This is a genomic window from Haloarcula nitratireducens, from assembly GCF_019599505.1.
The window spans coordinates 361,184-377,595 of the sequence record NZ_RKLT01000003.1; the positions used below are offsets into that span (position 1 = coordinate 361,184).

Below are 16,412 nucleotides of genomic sequence, written 5' to 3' on the forward strand. Positions count from 1 at the left end.
TCGGCGTCACGGCGAGCGGGAGGTCGCCGCCGCTCAGGCGTTGGCGACGGAGCGCAGAATCTCGGCGGCGTCGTCCAGCGCCTCGTCCAGCGCGTCGGCGTCGGGACCGCCACCCTGCGCGAAGTCCGCGGGGCCGCCGCCGCCGCCGCCGACGCGTCCGGCGAGTTCGCCGACGACCGCGCCGGCGTCCACGTCCACGCCCTCGGGGACGGCGACGACGAACTGCGCGCCGTCGCGTCCGGAGCCCAACACGGCGATGTCGCCCTGCTCGACGACGGCGTTGGCCTGCGCGCGCAGTTCGTCCATGTCGGCGTCGATGCGCTGGACGACCGCGGTGGTGCCGCCGACGTCTACCTCCTCGGTGTCCGTGCCGCCGGCCGCGCGGGCCTCGGCGAGTTGCTCCTTGAGGTCCTCGATCTCCTTGCCGCGGGCCTTCCACTCGTCGAAGAAGCGCTCGGCGGTCTCGGGGACCGCGTCCGGGGCCACGTCGAGAACCTCGGCGGCCTCGTAGAGGGCGTCTTCGGTGCGCTGGGTGGCCTCGATGGCCGCGTCGCCAGCGGCGAACGTCAGGCGGATGACGCCGTCCTGAATCCGCTCGGTGCCCAGCAGTTTGATGGTCCCGATGTCGCCGGTGCGGGCGACGTGCGTACCCCCGCAGGCCTGGATGTCCTCTGCGACCTGAATCAGGCGGATCTGCTCGCCGGCCGGGATGCCGCCCTGATAGAGGTCGAAGCCGTGTTTCTTCTCGGCCTCGTTGCGGTCGGGCCACTCCTGGGTGACCGGGACGTTGTCCTGGACGAGGTCGTTGGCCACCGATTCTATCTCCTTGACCTGCTCCCGGGTCACCGACTCGTAGTGACGGACGTCGATGCGCGAGGAGTCGACGCCCTTCTGTGCGCCGGCCTGCCGGATGTGGTCGCCGAGCACCCGCCGGGCGCTGTGGACGACGATGTGGGTCGCCGTGTGGTGTTGCATCAGGCGCTTGCGCCGCGTGGCGTCGACCTGTCCGCGGACGAACTCGCCCTTGCCGGGGTCGGCGTCGACGGTGTGGACGATGACGTCGTCGTAGCGCTGGACGTCCTCGACTTCGGCGGTCACGTCGTCCGTCGAGAGCGTCCCGTGGTCCGACGGTTGGCCGCCGCCTTCGGGGTAGAACATCGTCTGGTCCAGGACGACGTCGAACCGCCCGTCGTCGCGGTCGAACACCTCCAGCACGACGGCCTCGAACTCGGTGCGCTGCTGGTCCTCGTAGTAGAGCTGGTCGGTGTCCGGTAGCTCCGCGAGGCGGTCGGCGTAGGGGACGCCCTCGCCCTCGTCGGCGGCGGTCTCCCCGCCGTGGCGCTCGGCGACGACGGAGTAGAAGTCGTCGGGCACGTCCACGTCGACGCCCTTCTCGCCGGCTATCTCCCCGACCATGTCCGGCTGGATGCCGTGGGAGTCGTACAGCTCGACGAGCTCGCCGACCGGAATCGCCTCGCCTTTCTCGGCGTACTCCTCGGCGAGTTGGCGCACGCGGCGGCCGCCCCTATCGAGGGTCTCGCGGTACTTCTCGACCTCCGTCCGGACGATGTCGCGGATGGTGTCGCGGTTCTCGTAGCCCAGGCGGTCGGCCTGCATGTCGACCAGTTCGTCCAGCGGCGCGTCCACGCCGACGTTGTCGACCAGCCGCTTGGTGCGCCGGAGGACCATCCGAGCGAGGTAGCCCGTCCCGACGTTCGAGGGGACGATGCCGTCGCCGAGCATGTACGCCAGCGTGCGACAGTGGTCGGCGATGGCGTAGATGTCCTCCAGCGGAGCCATCAGCTCGCGCAGTTCGTCGACGCTGACGCCGACGTGCTCTGCGATGGTGTCGCGTTCGGCCTCGATGTCCTCGGCCTCGTCGATGTCCATCCGGCCGGCCAGCTTCGCGGCGTTGTGGACGATCGTCTCTTCCTCGTCGGACAACGCGACGCCCGCGTTGTCCTTCAGGAACGCTATCATGTCGGGGTAGACCGCCTCGTAGACGGTCGGGGTACCCTGTGAGACCCACGTCCAGCGCTCCAGCCCGTAGCCGGTGTCGACGACGTAGGTGTCCATCTCCGAGTAGCGGTTGCCGTCTTTCATCTCGATGTCGCCGTCGGGGTCCTGCTCCAGGGACATGAAGACGAGCGTCGCCAGCTCAGCGCCCTCGTAGATGACCTCGAAGGCGGGGCCGGCGTTGCCGCCGCCGACCCACGGGTCCTCGATGAGCGTGAGTTCGTCGACGTCCGCGCCCAGTTCCTCGAACAGCTCGACGCAGTAGGCGACGGTCTCCTCCTTCCAGTAGACCTCGCCCTCGTAGGCGTACTCCTCGGGGTCCTCGATGTGCTCGCGGGCGTTGAACGCGTGGTGGGCCATCATCTCGAAGGCCATCGTGTGCCGCCCGGTCTTGCCGACGTTGTCGATGTCCTGCATCCGGATGCAGGGCTGACTGATGCACAGCGGGTTCGCCGGCGGCGGCGTCGTCCCGCTGGTCACCAGCGGCTGGAAGTCGTAGATCGACGCCTGGGTCAACAGTACGTCGTCGCGCCAGCGGTTGGCGGCGACCGGGTACGGGTCGATGCGCGTGTGGCCCCGCTCCTCGAAGAAGGAGAGGAACGCCTCGCGCATCTCGCCGAGGGCGAACTCCTCGTCGAAGCCGGGGTTGTCGATGAACCCGTACTCCGCACAGGGGGGCTCGCCGCAGGTGTCGCGGTCGGCCCGCGACCAGAACATGTCGCCGCACTCGCTACACTCCTGTCGGGTGAATCCCGACTCCTCGAAGTAGTCGAGCTGGTAGGCGTCCGAGAGGTCACTCATTGGCGTACTGTTGGCCCAGCAGCGGGTAAAACAGTTCCGAAGGGGTAGCCCGCGTGCCCCGAGCGTTCACACAGTGACCGCAGAGCCGCCCGAGAGCGTCTTCGGGACGACGATGCGCTCGGTCGTCGTCGCGCCCGACGTGGTCGTGATGCGGACCGTCGCCGTCTCGCCTTCCGCGAGTTCCTCGCCGAACTGGTTGCCATCTTCGACGACGTCCCTGCTTCCGATGTCCAGCGCGATCGTGAACCGGTCCTCCGTCGAGTCGAGAACGGGCAGGGAACCGTCGTCGTCCTGCACCGTCGAGACGCCGAACCGACCGTCTGGCGACCCCGACGCACCGCTCTCGGCCAGTTGGTAGTACGACCCGCTGGGGCCGACCCACTGCACCGTCGCCTGCCCGAGGTCGACGTTCCCCGATCCCGGCGCTTTCTTGACCGTGAGGCTCACTACGCCGACCTCGTCGTCCTGAAAGTGGCTGGCCGTCGCGCTGACGACCTGGACGCGGTTGGTCGTCGAGTCGCTCGACTCCTGGCCGGTCGCCTCCGCGGAACTCTGGAGGAAGCCGGCCGTGTTGATGAGGACGCCTGCGGCGATGGCCGCGACCAGCACCATCGCGATGAACACGATGAGAGTGCCGATACCCACCTGCCCCCGCTCGTCCGCCCGCCCCTCTCGCAAACGATACATTTCAATTATCGATACTGTCTGTACTACTCGGGTATAAAGTTGCGCGAGCGATTATCGGTGCTGAAAACGCTCTCGCGGTACGCTGTACCGCGTCGGATCGCCATCAGTACTTCTCCAGCTAGTCCCTCTGTGAGTCCCCGAACCCCCCGATTTTCCGCCGGTAATTGGTGGAAACCGACCGTCGGCGGGACGATAAGACGACGGTACCGAGCGACAGCGGCGAATTAACTAACCCGCTCGGTTCGCTCTCCCCGAGTACGTCCGGGCGAAGCGCCGGGAGCCGGTTCGCCCAGTTCACTACCATGAACCGACGCACACTGACGAAGGGGCTCCTCGCGCTCTCGGGAGTCGCCTTCTCCGAGACGGCCGGCGCACAGCAGCGGTGGCGCACGCTCCGCATCGAGAATACCGTGGACAGGCGAAACGTCGTCGAAGTGTGGGTGACCGGAGACGTCCGACGGGGCGACGGGACCGAAGACGAGGACAGGGTCGGTGACGGCCGCGTCCGCTCCGTCCTCACGGACCGGAGCGCCGCCGACACGTTCGAGTTCACTGGCCGGATTCGACGGATTCGGTGGAGCGAAGCCGAACCGAGGGTCCTCGTCGACGGCGACCGGATCGACCCCGAGGAGTATCGGGCCGACGGTGACGACGACTGGCAGGTGATGCGCGTGTTCAACACCGTCGACAGGCGCAACGTCGTCGACGTTCGCGTCACCGGCGACGTGCGGAAAGGCGACGAGGCCGAGCGCGAAGACATCGCTCGCCGCGGGTTCGCTCGCTCGGTGTTATCGGACCGGAGCGCCGTCGACTCCTTCGAGTTCACCGGTCGCATCACCGACGTCTCCTGGTCCGAGCGGCGGCCCGAGATTACCGTCGACGGGCGGACGGTCGACCTGGACCGGTTCGACGACGACGACCGCGACCTGCCGAGTTACCTCCGTCTCACCGGCCCTCGGAACGATTCGGTCCGCGTGTACGTCCGCGTGACCGGGCGCATCGACGCCCTCGCCGGCGACGAGGGCGACTCGTCCCCGCGGGTAGCCGACGTCCGCGTCGGCGGGCGGTCGTACCCCCGCGTCCGCGAGTTCCGCTACAGCGGGCGCATCTTCCAACTCGCGACGGCGGAGGGCGACGTCGCTATCGACATCCAACAACGGGACGACTGAGAACGCGAAAACACCCGTAGCGCGGTTATTCGGACTTGGCGAGCGAGGCCAGCATCGCCTCTAACTGCACCGTCTCGTTGGCCCCCTGCGTGATGCGGTAGTCCGTCTCGCCGACGCGTTCGAGGATGCGGACCGCCGCCTCGTCGTCCACGTCGAACTCCCAGACCGACCGGTGTAGCTGGTCGATGACGTCGCCGCCGGCGATCCCCTCCTCGGTGAGCAGGCGGTCGAGCGTCGCGCGAGCGGCCGTGAAGTCGCCGTCGAGCGCCGACTGGACCATCTCGTGAATCTCCTCGGGGCGGGCCGTCGAGGTGATGGCGTACACGGCCTGTTCGTCCACCGTATCGCCGCTGACCGACGCCGCCTGCAGGCCGTTGATGGCTTTCCGCATGTCGCCGTCGGCGGCGTAGACCAGCGCGTCCAGTCCGTCGTCGGTGAGTTCGATGCCCTCCTCCTCGGCGATGTGACGGATCTCCGCACCGACGGCGTCGTCCGACAGCGGCGAGAACCGGAAGACGGCACAGCGGGACTGGATGGGGTCGATGATCTGACTGGAGTAGTTACACGAGAGGATGAACCGGACGTTGTTCGAGAACTGCTCCATCGTCCGGCGCAGGGCCGATTGGGCGTCCGAGGTGAGCGCGTCGGCCTCGTCCAGGAAGATGATGCGGTACTCGTAGCCGCCGAAACTGGTCCGCGCGAAGTTCTTGATTCGGTCCCGCACCACGTCGATGCCGCGCTCGTCGGAGGCGTTCAGTTCGAGGAAGTTCTCCTGCCAGTCGTCGCCGTACAGCTCGCGGGCGATGGCCGTCGCGCAGGTGGTCTTGCCCGTCCCCGCCGGCCCCGAAAACAGCATGTGGCTCAGGTCGTTGCGGTCGACGTAGCTCTGGAGTCGGCCCACGATGTCCTCGTGACCCATCACGTCCCCGAGTCGCTCCGGTCGGTACTTCTCTATCCACACCTCTTCGCGTCCCGCCCGCGACTCGGAGTCGGCCTCGCTCATGGTCTGGGGGAAGCGTGGACCGCCCTTAAACGAACCGCTCGCAGTTTCTAGCCGATACACTCAAGCCGCCCATCGCGATACACACGGCCATGAACGTCACCGTGGAGGTGGCCGGCGAGGACACCCACGAGATCACCGTGGCCGACGACGCCACCTACGCCGACCTGCTCGGGCCGCTGGACCTCTCGCCCCACGAGGTGTCGGTGCTGGTCGAGGATCAGACGGTGCCGACCGACCAGCCGGTCGAGGCCGACCGCGTGCGCGTGGTCCGACTCATCAAGGGCGGGTGAGCGTGCGCGTCCGCGACGCGGCCGCCGCGGACCTACCCGACGTGATGAACGTCCTCGACGGCGCGGCGCTCGCCATCGACGTCGAGACGGTTCGAACGAGCATAGGTTCGGGCGGAGCGCTCGTCGCGGTCTCCGAGGACGGCGAGCGCGTGCTGGGGGCGCTCGTCCTCGACGGGAACCGCGTCGAGGCCGTCGCGGTCCGCCGGCGGCGGCGGGGACAGGGCATCGGGACGGCGCTGGTCGAGGCGGCCGGCGAACGCCGGGAACGGCTGACGGCGGCGTTCGACGCCGACGTCGCGCCGTTCTACCGAGAACTGGGATTCGAGATCGAAGACGCCGACGAACCCGGGCGACGGCGCGGCCAGCGATAGGGTCGGGTTTCGGCGACCAGACAGGCGGGACTCGTCGCCGAGTCAGTCGCCCGACTTCCCGCGTCGGCCCGCGCCGTCGCCGCTCAGTTCGTCCGGCCCGCCAGCTCCTCGATCGACAGTTCGTAGAGCGTCAGCTCTACGTCGTCTAAGGCCTCGTCGAAGATCCGTATCGGCGAAAATCGCTCGTTGATGCTGACGGCGTCGTAGGCCGGGTCGTCGGACGGAACTTCCCGCACCGGCCCGCGGGCGAGGACGCTCCACCCCTGCTGTTCCTCCGGGTCGTCCGTGGCCGCGGCCTCGTAGACGACGTAGGTCGCCGTCTCGGTCGTCTCGATGTAGGCGGCCTTCCGGCTGTCGGGCGTCTCGCCGAGTCTGAAGTACAGCGCGCCGTCCTCGTAGTGGTGGAACACCGGAATGGCGTAGGCGTCGCCGCCGTCGGCCAGCGAGAGGACGCCGTGCGGCGTCTCTCGCAGGTGCGCCGCCACTTCGTCTTCGGACATGCCCTCGGTGTAGGCGAATTCGACATCGGGATCCATGCCAACTGTACGCACGCCGCGCGTTTAAATCAGCGGTGCGACGAGTTCCCGGCCGGCCGACAATAGTTCGTCCAGTCGTTCCCCGCTGCCGGCCTCGGCGTAGACGCGGAGCTTCGGCTCCGTGCCCGACGGGCGAACGAGCACCCACGTCCCGTCGGCCAGTCCGATCTTGAACCCGTCGACGGTGTTTACCCCCTCGACCGACTCGCCGGCCACCGACTCGGGCAGTGCCGCCTCCAGTTCGTCGAGGACCGGCGCTTTGCGCTCCTCGGGGCAGTCGACGCTGATTCGGCCCTGATGTATCTCGCCGTGGTCGGCGAGCAGGCGGTCGACGCGGTCGTCAAGCGACTCCTCGCTATCGGCGGCGGCGGTCACCAGCGCCAGCAACACGCCGTCCTTGTTCCGGAGGTGGTCGGCGAGGCCGAACCCGCCCGATTCCTCGCCGCCCATCAGGGCGTCGTGGTCGGCCATCGCCTGTGCGACCCACTTGAACCCGACGGCGGTCTCGTGGACCGACTGACCGTGGGCCTCGGCGACCCGGTCGACGATGCTCGACGTGGAGACCGTGCGGACCACGTCGCCCGACCGAGTCTCGAGCAGGTAGTCGTACATCGCCGCGAAGTAGAGGTTGGGGTCGAGGTAGCCCCGGTCGGGCGTGACGACACCGAGGCGGTCGGCGTCGCCGTCGTTGACGACCCCGAGGTCCGCGTCGCCCTCGCGGACGCGCCGGATCAGTTCCTCGACGTTCTCGGCGGTCGGTTCCGGCGAGCCGCCGCCGAAATCGGGGTCCCGCGCGTCCCGCATCGCCGTCACGTCCGCGCCGGCGCGTTCGAGGAGGGCGTTCGTGACGCCGCGACCGCTCCCGTGCATCGCGTCGTAGGCGACCGAGAGGCCCTCCAGGTCGGCGTCGGCGTACTCGATCGCGTGGTCGGCGTAGTCGGCGACGAGGTCTTCTTCGGTGACCGACCCCCACTCGTCTTCGGGCAGGGACTCGGGGTCGGCGAGGTTCGAGACGATCTCCTCGGTCGTCTCGGGGAGCCCCGGTGCGCCCGAGCTCGGGATGAACTTCACGCCGTTGTACTCCGGCGGGTTGTGGCTCGCGGTGATCTGGAGGGCACCGGCCAGCCCGCGCTCTGTGACCGTCCACGCGACGACGGGCGTCGGCGTGTCGCGGTCGGGAACGAGCACGTCGAACCCGTTGGCACACAGCACGCGGGACAGCTCCTCGGCGAACCCGCGCGAGGTCTCCCGGGCGTCGTAGCCGACGGCGACCGTCCCCATCTCGCCCCGTTCTCGAAGCGTCGCGGCGACGGCCTGACCGACCATCCGAACCCGGGGGGCGGTGAACTCGTCTAAGGTCGCCCGCCACCCGTCGGTGCCGAAGGTTATCGCCGCGGCGTCGTCTTCGTCCATGGGCGACAACTCGCGGCGGACCGGGAAAAAATCACCCGTCGTCGCCGGGGTCGGACGCCCCGGGCGACTCCGATTCCTCGACCAACCGTTCTTTCCGAGCGCGGGAGAACTGCTTTATCTCGTACTCCCGACTCATGGCCGCGGACCTCGACTCGAAGCGCTCGACGTGGACGAGTTCGACCGGCGTCCGGCCGCGGGTGTACTTCGCGCCCTCGCCGTCGTCGTGTTCGCGCACCCGCCGCTCCACGTCGGTCGTGTAGCCGGTGTAAAAGCTCCCGTCACTACACCGCAGGACGTACGCGTAGTGAACAGGGCTCCGCGTGGTGGTCATCGCACGATGCGGACGGCCCAGTGGGCCTTACAGTTGTTGGTGGGCGCGCTCTTTCGACACCTCGGCGATGCCAGCGTTCGCCGAGCAGTTCGGACAGGCTCGGATGTCGCCGCCTTCGTCCGCGAATACGCGGGCGAACCGGTCCGAGACGTGCGCGCCGCAGTGATTACATTCGGGCATCGTGTTCGTCGGCGACACCACCGCCGACGCCTGAACCGAGGGGCCCCGGAGGGATATTCGTTTACCCAATTATGTAGGTATTCTCCCCCGATTTCCCGTTTTTCAGTCGTCTGCGGCCCGCGCGGCGTTGACCTGCCGAGCGATGAGTCCCGCCTGTGCGCCGGCGGTGAAGCCCGCGTCGACGTTGACCGTCGAGAGCGCGGTGCAGGACTGGAGCATCCCCGAGAGGGCCGCCTCCCCCTCCCCGGCGTGGCCGTACCCCGTCGAGACCGGCAGCCCGATGACCGGCGTGTCCACGAGGCCGGCGACGACGGTCGGAAGCGCCCCCTCCCGGCCCGCCGCGACGACGAGGACGTCCTGGTCGCGCAGGCGCTCGACCGCGTCGATGGTCCGGGCGATGCTGGCGACGCCCACGTCGGTGACTCGGGTCACCCGCGCGCCCATCTCGCGGGCCATCATCGCCGCCTCGCCCGCCGGGACGGCGTCGGACGTGCCGGCGGTCACGACGGCGACGGCGGCGTCGAGTTCCGGTCGCTCGAAGGCGGGCGCCGTCGCGACGAGCCAGTTCGACCGCTCGTTCCAGCGCACCGTCGCGTCCGGTTCGAGGGCCGCCAGTTCGTCTCGGACGGCGGCCGCCGCCGGGGGGTCGATCCGCGTGACGATGGCCCTCCCGGTCGTCTCGACGGCCGTCGCCGCGAGGTCGGCGATCTCCCCGGGTGTCTTTCCGTCGCCCAGTACCGCCTCCGGAATGCCGGAGCGCGTTTCGCGGGCCGCGTCGAACCGGCCGGCGCCGCTCGTGGCGTAGCCGGCGAGTCGTGCCTCGGCCTCGGCGGGGGTCAGCTCGCCCGCCGCGACCGCGTCGAGTAGGTCGCGCATGCCTCCCTCTCGGTAGTCGGACTACTCCTATTCGTCGGTCCGCGACGAGCGCGCGCGAGGAAGGCGATCGGGTGCGCTGGCTCTCACAGAAGACGTTTTCCCCGGCGTATGCAAACTCCCCCCGCGATCACCGATTCGAGGGGGTGGTTTATATGGTGGATTCCGGCCAAAAACCTCTCAAACCCCCGTGAATACCGGCGAGAGCGAACGCATTGGGGAAAGTATTTAAGCAGCCCCTTCGGATGAGAGGAGTGTATGGCAGACCTAATCGTCAAAGCCGCTGTGAAGGAAGAGCTCGATGACATGAACGTTGCCTCGGACTTCTACGACGCCCTGGACGACGAAGTCGAGGAGCTGCTCTCGGACGCAGCCCGCCGAGCCGAGGAGAACGACCGCAAGACGGTCCAGCCGCGCGACCTGTAAGGTCGGCTCTTCAACCAGTCTTTCTTTCGACGCGAGCGCCGAGTAGCGACGGCGTCGACCGGACGACCGTCCCGCTCGACAGCGACGACGCCGTTCGACGGCGATAGCGACGGCGCCGCTCGGCTACGGTTCATGGACGGTGACGCCGTCCTCGCTCCCGACGTAGACGGCGTCGGCCAACCCGACGAACAGGCCGTGCTCGACGACGCCCGGCACCGTCGAGAGGGCCGTAGCGAGGCTCCCGGGGTCGGCGATCTCGCCGAACGCACAGTCCAGAACGAGATTACCGTTGTCGGTGACGACCGGACCGTCCTTCCGCTCGGCCCGCCGGAGGTCGGGGTCGCCGCCCAGCGCCTCGATTCGCTCGGCGACGGTCGAACGGGCCGCCGGGAGCACCTCGACGGGGACCGGATACGAGAGCGCCTCGGTCTCCTTCGAGGGGTCGGCGACGACGAGGAAGCGGTCGGCGCTGGCGTCGACCACCTTCTCGCGGGCGTGGGCCGCGCCGCCGCCCTTCACGAGGTCGCCGCCGGCTACCTCGTCGGCCCCGTCGATGGCGACGTCGACGCTGACCTCGTCCAGATCGGCGAGCGGAATCCCGTTCTCGCGGGCGAGTTCGCGCGACTGGAACGAGGTCGGGACGCCGACCGCGTCCAGTCCGGCGTCGACCCGCCGCCCGATGGCGCGGATGGCGTGGGCCGCGGTGCTTCCGGTCCCGAGCCCGACGACCGTCCCGTCTTCGACCGTCTCGGCCGCCGCCTCGCCGGCCGCGCGCTTCGCCGCGTCGGAGCCGCCCTGTTTCATGGGCGAACGTCGCGCCGAGGCGGACAAAACGTTTGTTCTCCGAACCGCTCGGGACGCGAACGGTCCACAGCGTGGGTCTCGGTACCGATATCCGCGGCGTGGCCGGTATCCTTTTGCGCTCGCCGGACGCCCTATCGGTATGACTCTGTTCGGGACCAGTGGCATTCGCGGACCGGTCGGTGAAACGGTGACGGCGGACCTCGCGCTGTCGGTCGGCCGGGCGCTCGGCGTCGACAGCGACCGCGTCGTGGTGGGAAGGGACCCGCGAGAGAGCGGCGAGTTCCTCCGGTCGGCGCTCGTCGCGGGCCTGCGCGAGAGCGGGACCGACGTGGTGGACGTGGGACTGGCGTCGACGCCGACGGTGGGTCGGGCGGTCGGCTGGCACGACGCCGACGCCGGCGTCTCCGTCACGGCGAGCCACAACCCGCCGCAGGACAACGGGCTGAAACTCTGGCAGCCCTCGGGGCAGGCCTTCGACGCCGAGATGCGCGAGACCATCGAGGGGCGCATCCACGAGGGCGCGTTCGACCCCGCAGACTGGGACGAGAGCGGTGACCTCGAATCGGCCGACGCTCGAACGCCCCACGCCGAGGCCATCCGAGCGGCGCTCGTCGTCGACTCGCTCGACAGCGACGTCCTCGTCGACGTGGGCAACGGGGCCGGCGGCGTCACCCCCGACGTGTTGCAGTCCCTGGGCTGTCACGTCGAGACGCTCAACGGCCAGCCGGACAGCGCGTTCCCCGGCCGGCCGAGCGAACCGACGCCCGAGAACTGCGAGTCGTTGGCGACGCTCGTCGAGGCCTCCGACGCCGACGTGGGTATCGCCCACGACGGCGACGCCGACCGGATGCGCGCGGTGGCTGGCGACGGCACTTACCTCTCCGGCGACGTGTTGCTCGCCATCTTCGCGCGGGCCGCCGCCGAGGCCGGCGAGCGCGTCGCCGTGCCGGTCGATACGAGCCTCGCCGTCGCGGACCACCTCGCCGAGATCGACGTGGAGGTCGAGTACACGCCGGTCGGCGACGTCTACGTCGCCGACGCCGCGAGCGAACCGGGCGTCGCCTTCGGCGGCGAGCCGAGCGGCGCGTGGATCTGGCCCGACCGGACGCTGTGTCCCGACGGCCCGCTGGCGGCCTGTACCGCCGTCGCGCTGGACGCCGAGCGCTCGCTCTCCGAGCGGGCCGCCGAGGTGCCCGACTACCCCATCCGTCGGGACAACGTCGAAGTCGAGGACAAGGGCGCGGTGATGTCCCGGGTCCGCGACAGCGTCCTCGCCGAGTACGACGACGCCACGACGCTGGACGGCGTCCGCGTCGACCTCGGCGACGGCTGGTTCCTGCTGCGAGCCAGCGGCACGCAGCCGCTGATTCGCATCACCGCCGAGGCCCGCGAGGGGGAACGGGCGGACGAGGTGCTGGCCGCGGCCCGCGAGATCCTGACCGACGCCCGCGAGTGAGCGTGCGAGTGCTACCGCCGCGACTGTCGGCACTCACGGGCTGGCGAGCGCCCCGCGCGAGCCACGGTCGCGGGACGAGAGAATCGACGCTTCGACCCTGTGTTAGCTATCCGCGTCGTGTCGACCGGGCCTCTCGGACGTCGGCCCCGTCCCGGATCTTGTCCTCGCACTGCGGGCAGACCCGCGGTTTCTCGACCCCGTTCGGCGTAAAGACACGCGCGTAGTCAGCCGTTACAAAATTACCGCAGTTCTGGCATTCCGGCATACACCTGCACAGGACGCACTATATCGTCTTAATTGTTGGTGGTCTGGTAAGTGGTGGCACACCGGACGCGTGCCGATCGCACGCGGGGCCAGAACTCGCTCGTGACGGTGTACGGTGCCGTCTTCCGCGAGCTCGACGACGCCTGAACAGGAGCGGTATCCGAGTGCCAGCGGGGGAACGAGGGCGTTTCCCCTCTCTGCGAGAAGCGACTTTCGTCGGTTACCCCGGACGGGACCTCACCGCTGCGAGTCCCGCAGGATCAACGGTTCGATCGCCAGCGTTCGCTTCGCGACGGTGACGATTCGCAGCACGTAGGAGGTGAACAGGAGGAACGGTACCAGCGTAATCGTGAACGCGGCACCGATGAGCACCGTCACGTGTGCGACCCCGAACGTGTTTCCGGGAAGCGTCGCCCCGGTAACGGTGGTGAGCATGACGCCGGCGACGAGCAGCGCCGGAATCGCCGCGTACAGGATCAACTGCGAGAGGGTGACCAACGCCCACTCGAAGTACAGCGTCTTCACGTGCTCCCTGGCCGGGCCGAAGAGGGAGAGCGCCGTCTTCAGCTCCGTGAGAAGCGTGTTCTCCGGCTCGCCGAGGTCTTCCGCGTGGTCGTTCGCGATGCGTTCGACCTGGTATATCTTCCAGCCGTAGTTGTAGTTGAGCGCCGCGAAGAGCACGTCGAAGGTCCCGAACTTGGCGCCGTCGAGTTGCTCGCGCACCGTCTCGGAGTTCTCGGTGAGGCTCTCGGTGAACTCGTCGACCTCCCACTGGAGCTGGTCGCTGTCGATGTCGCTCAACCCGTCGTGAACCGCGTTCGCGCGCTGCTCGGCCACGTCGACGAGATTGCGGAGGAACGCCGACGGATCGGCCGGACTCGGCGAGCCGATGAGTTCCTCGGTGTAGTCCCGGAAGTCCATCGAGTTCTCCATGCGGCTGCGCTGCTCTCCCAGCGGGCCGTTCTCCTGAGAGAGCACTAATTGGCCGATCGTCACGACGAGGGTCGTCCCCGTGATTATCGCGCCGATCATCGTGGAGAACATCGTCTCGATCGTGTCCCCCGACTCGAGCTGTGGGAGGAGCGGCGGCGGCAGAAGCGTCACGAGCACCACGAAGAGGACGAAGATCGCGAGCGCTAACACGGCGGTGACGTGCCACCGATTCGCGGCGAGCAACAGCCAGATCTTGACGCGGCTCTCCCCGGCGCGGTCGCGCATCGTGTTGGCGGTGCTGACGTCGACATCGGTGCTCACGTCCGGATTCGCCTCGCCGTCGACGGAATCGGGGCTCACGACGACTCGCTCTCGCTATCGGCGGTCGACCGTGCGGGCCGCTCGAACACGACGAACTTGGTACCGCCGCCGGTGTAATCGATCGTCTCGACGAGCCGCCATCCCTCCGCGGCGAGCTCGTTCAGCTCCGACTTCGGGTCCTCGGACTCCTTCTTCGTCTCTCCGCGGGGAACTCTGAGCGTCTCGTACTCCCAGCGCTCGCTCTTCGGCTGACTCATAGGTGAAACGTTGCCGTCGGAGTCGGATAACGGTGGTCGATTCGGACGAGAACGGATCGCTCGATCATCCGAGACGCATCAGTTCGGCACGTCGTGAGCGCGAGGCCGCCGAGCTACGCGATCGCCGCGTAGCCGGCGACGTGCCGAACAGATGGCGGCGGCTCGCTCGGTCAGAACTCGCTCGTGACGGTGCCGTCCTCGGCGAGTTCGATGACGCCGTCGAAGCGCTCGCGGAACGCCTCCACCGTCTCGTCGTCGTGCACCTCGTCGGCGAGGTGGAACAGGCCGACGGCGTCGTACTCCGCCAGCAGTTCGAGGATGTCGGCGACGGCCTCTAGGGCTCGTTCCTCGTCGGCGTAGTAGATGAGTTCGGTCACCGAGTCGAAGCTCACGCGCAGTTTGCCGTCGTGTTCTTTCAGAAACGCCTCCGTCTCCTCGACGATCCCCTCTAGGTCGTCCGGCGCGGAGGCGTAACGGACGTTCTCGGACTGGCGACGGGTGTACCCCCGCTCGACCGAGAGCGTATCGAGGATGCTCGCGCTCTCCTCGTCGACCTCGTAGTACTCCAGTTTCTGTTTGACTTCGCGGGCGGTGGTTCGAGTCGAGATGACCAACATCGCGTCGGTGTCCGTCGCGAGGAACTCCGTGTCGATCCGGTCCGTCTCGCCCGTGCTCGGGTGCAAGAGGAGGATGCCGGTCCCGCCCTCGACGCTGTCTGGCGTGTTGTCGATAGCCAGCGTATACTCCATATGAGCGGGAAAGCGGGGGGACGCGCATTAAGTCTGCGGGTCTCGCTAGCTATCGTTGGTGCTGGGAGTGGTCTCTGAGTCGGAAACCGGTATTAGAACGGATGAGACAGCCAGAAAGCCCCGCTAGCAACGGTTAGACCGTCTGCCATCAAAGCTAGGAATGCAACCGGATTTGTTGAAATCCTCAGAAGAGGACATATTCTGATTCGGTGCGGTCGATATAGGAGGTGTATCCTCCGATTTCGGTGCGCTCGCCTGTGGCCCTTATTTCGAAAGGTAAGCAGTCACGTCGGTCGAGGAAATCATCCCAACGTAATCGTCGTCGACGACAGGGAGGTGTTTGATACCGTACGTGGTCATCATCGCGGCGACCTCCTCCATATAATTGTCCGGGGAAGCGGTTTCGACGTCGGTCGTCATTACGTCCGCTACCTGTAACTCGGCGACGTTTCGTCCGTCAGCCACGGCGGCAAGTACGTCGGTACTACTGATGATGGCCCGCGGTGTGGTTTTGACGACCAGAGCGTTGACTTCCTTCCCTCTCATCTGTTGTACGGCTTCCTCGACCGTCGCATCCGCCGAGATCATCTCGAGGGGGCTGGACATGACTTCTTCGACAGTAACTCTATCGCTGGGACTCATATTCTGAGAAACGGACGCGAGTACTAAGATAGTTTCTTGTAACGGCAACGGCCCTCCCTTCGGAGCCGAGAAAGTGCCAGAAGACTCCCTTTAGCGGATACAGAGGTGGAGATACGCGTATTGTATTCGTCACGAAGCGGCGAACCTCGTTCGAACCTGATAGACAGTTCACTGGTCAATTCGCAACTCTAACTAACGTCTGTTTCACGGGCATTTATATTAGAAGAATAGAATTTCGACGGAGCCATGCGGCCAAGGACAGCCAGAAATTCCCCTTCAGTCCCCTCCGATTGAACGTTCCACGAGGCGGGGCTTTCCGGCTGTTCGTACTATTACTGCGGCCGGTCGTTCCGTTCCCGGATACCCGACCTAGAACACGCTGTCGGCGGTGGCGGCCCCGACGACGCTGAAGATGGCACCGACCGCGACGGCCTTCAGCGTCGTCACGGCGACCGACATCGACGTGGGGTCTTCGAGAATCTCGTTGTCCACGAGGAAGGCGTCGGGAGCGGTGAAGACGAGCGCCAGTACCACCACGGAGCCGAAAGAGACGAGCATCAGCGAGACGAAGCGGACGGGGACGCCGGCGACCTCCGCCTCGCGTTCGAGGTCGCGGTCGGCGTCGGCCTTGTACAGCGCCCCGTAGCCGATGGCGAAGACGATGGCGGCGACGAGCGCGGCGTGGTAGAGCGTCATGTTCGCCGCCAGCACCCACACCTCCTCGGTGACGACGAACGGCCCGGCGAGTAAGAATCCGCCGACCACCTGCTGAGCGGTGTCGGCGAGTCGATAACGGCGGCGGCGGCGGCGCATATCAGTTCGTGGACACCCGCCGGTAAAACGTTCTCGAAGTTTCGGGAGACGGCGCGAGTCGAAGGGGGTTTTGCCCC

The 16,412-nt window shown here is 67.5% G+C and carries 20 protein-coding genes; 5 read left to right on the top strand and 15 right to left on the bottom strand.

Going from position 1 to position 16,412, the window contains the following annotated elements; translation table 11 throughout:
• Positions 1–33 precede the first annotated feature (33 nt).
• Entirely contained in the window at positions 34–2,817 is a 2,784-nt protein-coding gene (gene alaS / locus EGH23_RS11835) for an alanine--tRNA ligase (RefSeq protein ID WP_220580198.1), read from the bottom strand.
• A 66-nt stretch (positions 2,818–2,883) separates the two neighbouring features.
• Positions 2,884–3,504, bottom strand: coding sequence for an archaellin/type IV pilin N-terminal domain-containing protein (locus tag EGH23_RS11840; RefSeq protein WP_220580199.1), 621 nt, complete (start codon positions 3,502–3,504; stop codon positions 2,884–2,886).
• Between the two features lie 302 nt (positions 3,505–3,806).
• Here EGH23_RS11840 and EGH23_RS11845 point away from each other — a divergent pair, with 302 nt between their 5' ends.
• Entirely contained in the window at positions 3,807–4,673 is an 867-nt protein-coding gene (locus EGH23_RS11845) for a hypothetical protein (protein ID WP_220580200.1), read from the top strand.
• A 25-nt stretch (positions 4,674–4,698) separates the two neighbouring features.
• Here the strand turns inward: EGH23_RS11845 and EGH23_RS11850 are convergent, their stop codons facing one another.
• Positions 4,699–5,676 carry a replication factor C small subunit gene (locus EGH23_RS11850; RefSeq protein WP_220580201.1) on the bottom strand — a complete coding sequence of 326 codons (978 nt, stop codon included), beginning with the start codon at positions 5,674–5,676 and terminating at the stop codon, positions 4,699–4,701.
• An 89-nt stretch (positions 5,677–5,765) separates the two neighbouring features.
• Between EGH23_RS11850 and samp2 the strand changes: the two genes are divergently transcribed.
• Positions 5,766–5,966: a ubiquitin-like small modifier protein SAMP2 gene (samp2, locus tag EGH23_RS11855; protein ID WP_220580202.1), complete on the top strand. Its 201-nt coding sequence runs from the start codon at positions 5,766–5,768 to the stop codon at positions 5,964–5,966.
• 2 nt (positions 5,967–5,968) lie between these two features.
• Positions 5,969–6,337 (top strand): GNAT family N-acetyltransferase, encoded by a 369-nt coding sequence (locus EGH23_RS11860; protein WP_220580203.1) that lies wholly within the window; start codon positions 5,969–5,971, stop codon positions 6,335–6,337.
• 83 nt (positions 6,338–6,420) lie between these two features.
• Here the strand turns inward: EGH23_RS11860 and EGH23_RS11865 are convergent, their stop codons facing one another.
• From EGH23_RS11865 to larB, 5 genes are all read right to left on the bottom strand, one after another.
• Entirely contained in the window at positions 6,421–6,873 is a 453-nt protein-coding gene (locus EGH23_RS11865) for a pyridoxamine 5'-phosphate oxidase family protein (protein WP_220580204.1), read from the bottom strand.
• 24 nt (positions 6,874–6,897) lie between these two features.
• A complete protein-coding gene (locus EGH23_RS11870) occupies positions 6,898–8,286 on the bottom strand; it encodes a phosphoglucomutase/phosphomannomutase family protein (RefSeq protein WP_220580205.1) in 1,389 nt (462 codons plus the stop codon).
• A gap of 31 nt (positions 8,287–8,317) precedes the next feature.
• Entirely contained in the window at positions 8,318–8,617 is a 300-nt protein-coding gene (locus EGH23_RS11875) for a GIY-YIG nuclease family protein (protein ID WP_220580206.1), read from the bottom strand.
• Positions 8,618–8,644: 27 nt separating this feature from the next.
• Complete coding sequence (locus EGH23_RS11880; protein ID WP_220580207.1) at positions 8,645–8,797, bottom strand: DUF7563 family protein; 153 nt, start codon at positions 8,795–8,797, stop codon at positions 8,645–8,647.
• Positions 8,798–8,899: 102 nt separating this feature from the next.
• A complete protein-coding gene (gene larB / locus EGH23_RS11885) occupies positions 8,900–9,673 on the bottom strand; it encodes a nickel pincer cofactor biosynthesis protein LarB (protein ID WP_220580208.1) in 774 nt (257 codons plus the stop codon).
• A 255-nt stretch (positions 9,674–9,928) separates the two neighbouring features.
• Between larB and EGH23_RS11890 the strand changes: the two genes are divergently transcribed.
• Entirely contained in the window at positions 9,929–10,096 is a 168-nt protein-coding gene (locus EGH23_RS11890) for a DUF1931 domain-containing protein (protein ID WP_162317410.1), read from the top strand.
• Between the two features lie 123 nt (positions 10,097–10,219).
• Here the strand turns inward: EGH23_RS11890 and rpiA are convergent, their stop codons facing one another.
• Positions 10,220–10,900, bottom strand: a complete 681-nt coding sequence (gene rpiA / locus EGH23_RS11895) for a ribose-5-phosphate isomerase RpiA (RefSeq protein ID WP_220580209.1) — start codon at positions 10,898–10,900, stop codon at positions 10,220–10,222.
• A gap of 139 nt (positions 10,901–11,039) precedes the next feature.
• Between rpiA and glmM the strand changes: the two genes are divergently transcribed.
• Entirely contained in the window at positions 11,040–12,356 is a 1,317-nt protein-coding gene (gene glmM, locus EGH23_RS11900) for a phosphoglucosamine mutase (protein WP_220580210.1), read from the top strand.
• Between the two features lie 106 nt (positions 12,357–12,462).
• On the opposite strand, the gene EGH23_RS27190 is transcribed toward glmM, so the two are convergent.
• The 6 genes from EGH23_RS27190 to EGH23_RS11925 form a co-directional block, all read right to left on the bottom strand.
• Positions 12,463–12,621, bottom strand: coding sequence for a DUF7563 family protein (locus EGH23_RS27190; protein ID WP_044952319.1), 159 nt, complete (start codon positions 12,619–12,621; stop codon positions 12,463–12,465).
• Between the two features lie 236 nt (positions 12,622–12,857).
• Entirely contained in the window at positions 12,858–13,874 is a 1,017-nt protein-coding gene (locus EGH23_RS11905; protein ID WP_483867111.1) for a DUF7972 family membrane protein, read from the bottom strand.
• A 35-nt stretch (positions 13,875–13,909) separates the two neighbouring features.
• A complete protein-coding gene (locus tag EGH23_RS11910; RefSeq protein ID WP_220580212.1) occupies positions 13,910–14,131 on the bottom strand; it encodes a DUF4177 domain-containing protein in 222 nt (73 codons plus the stop codon).
• Between the two features lie 170 nt (positions 14,132–14,301).
• On the bottom strand, positions 14,302–14,880 hold the full coding sequence (locus tag EGH23_RS11915; RefSeq protein WP_220580213.1) for a DUF7090 family protein: 579 nt from the start codon (positions 14,878–14,880) through the stop codon (positions 14,302–14,304).
• A gap of 264 nt (positions 14,881–15,144) precedes the next feature.
• A complete protein-coding gene (locus EGH23_RS11920) occupies positions 15,145–15,522 on the bottom strand; it encodes a CBS domain-containing protein (protein WP_220580214.1) in 378 nt (125 codons plus the stop codon).
• A 369-nt stretch (positions 15,523–15,891) separates the two neighbouring features.
• Positions 15,892–16,335 (bottom strand): DUF2391 family protein, encoded by a 444-nt coding sequence (locus tag EGH23_RS11925; protein WP_220580215.1) that lies wholly within the window; start codon positions 16,333–16,335, stop codon positions 15,892–15,894.
• Between the last annotated feature and the right edge of the window lie 77 nt (positions 16,336–16,412).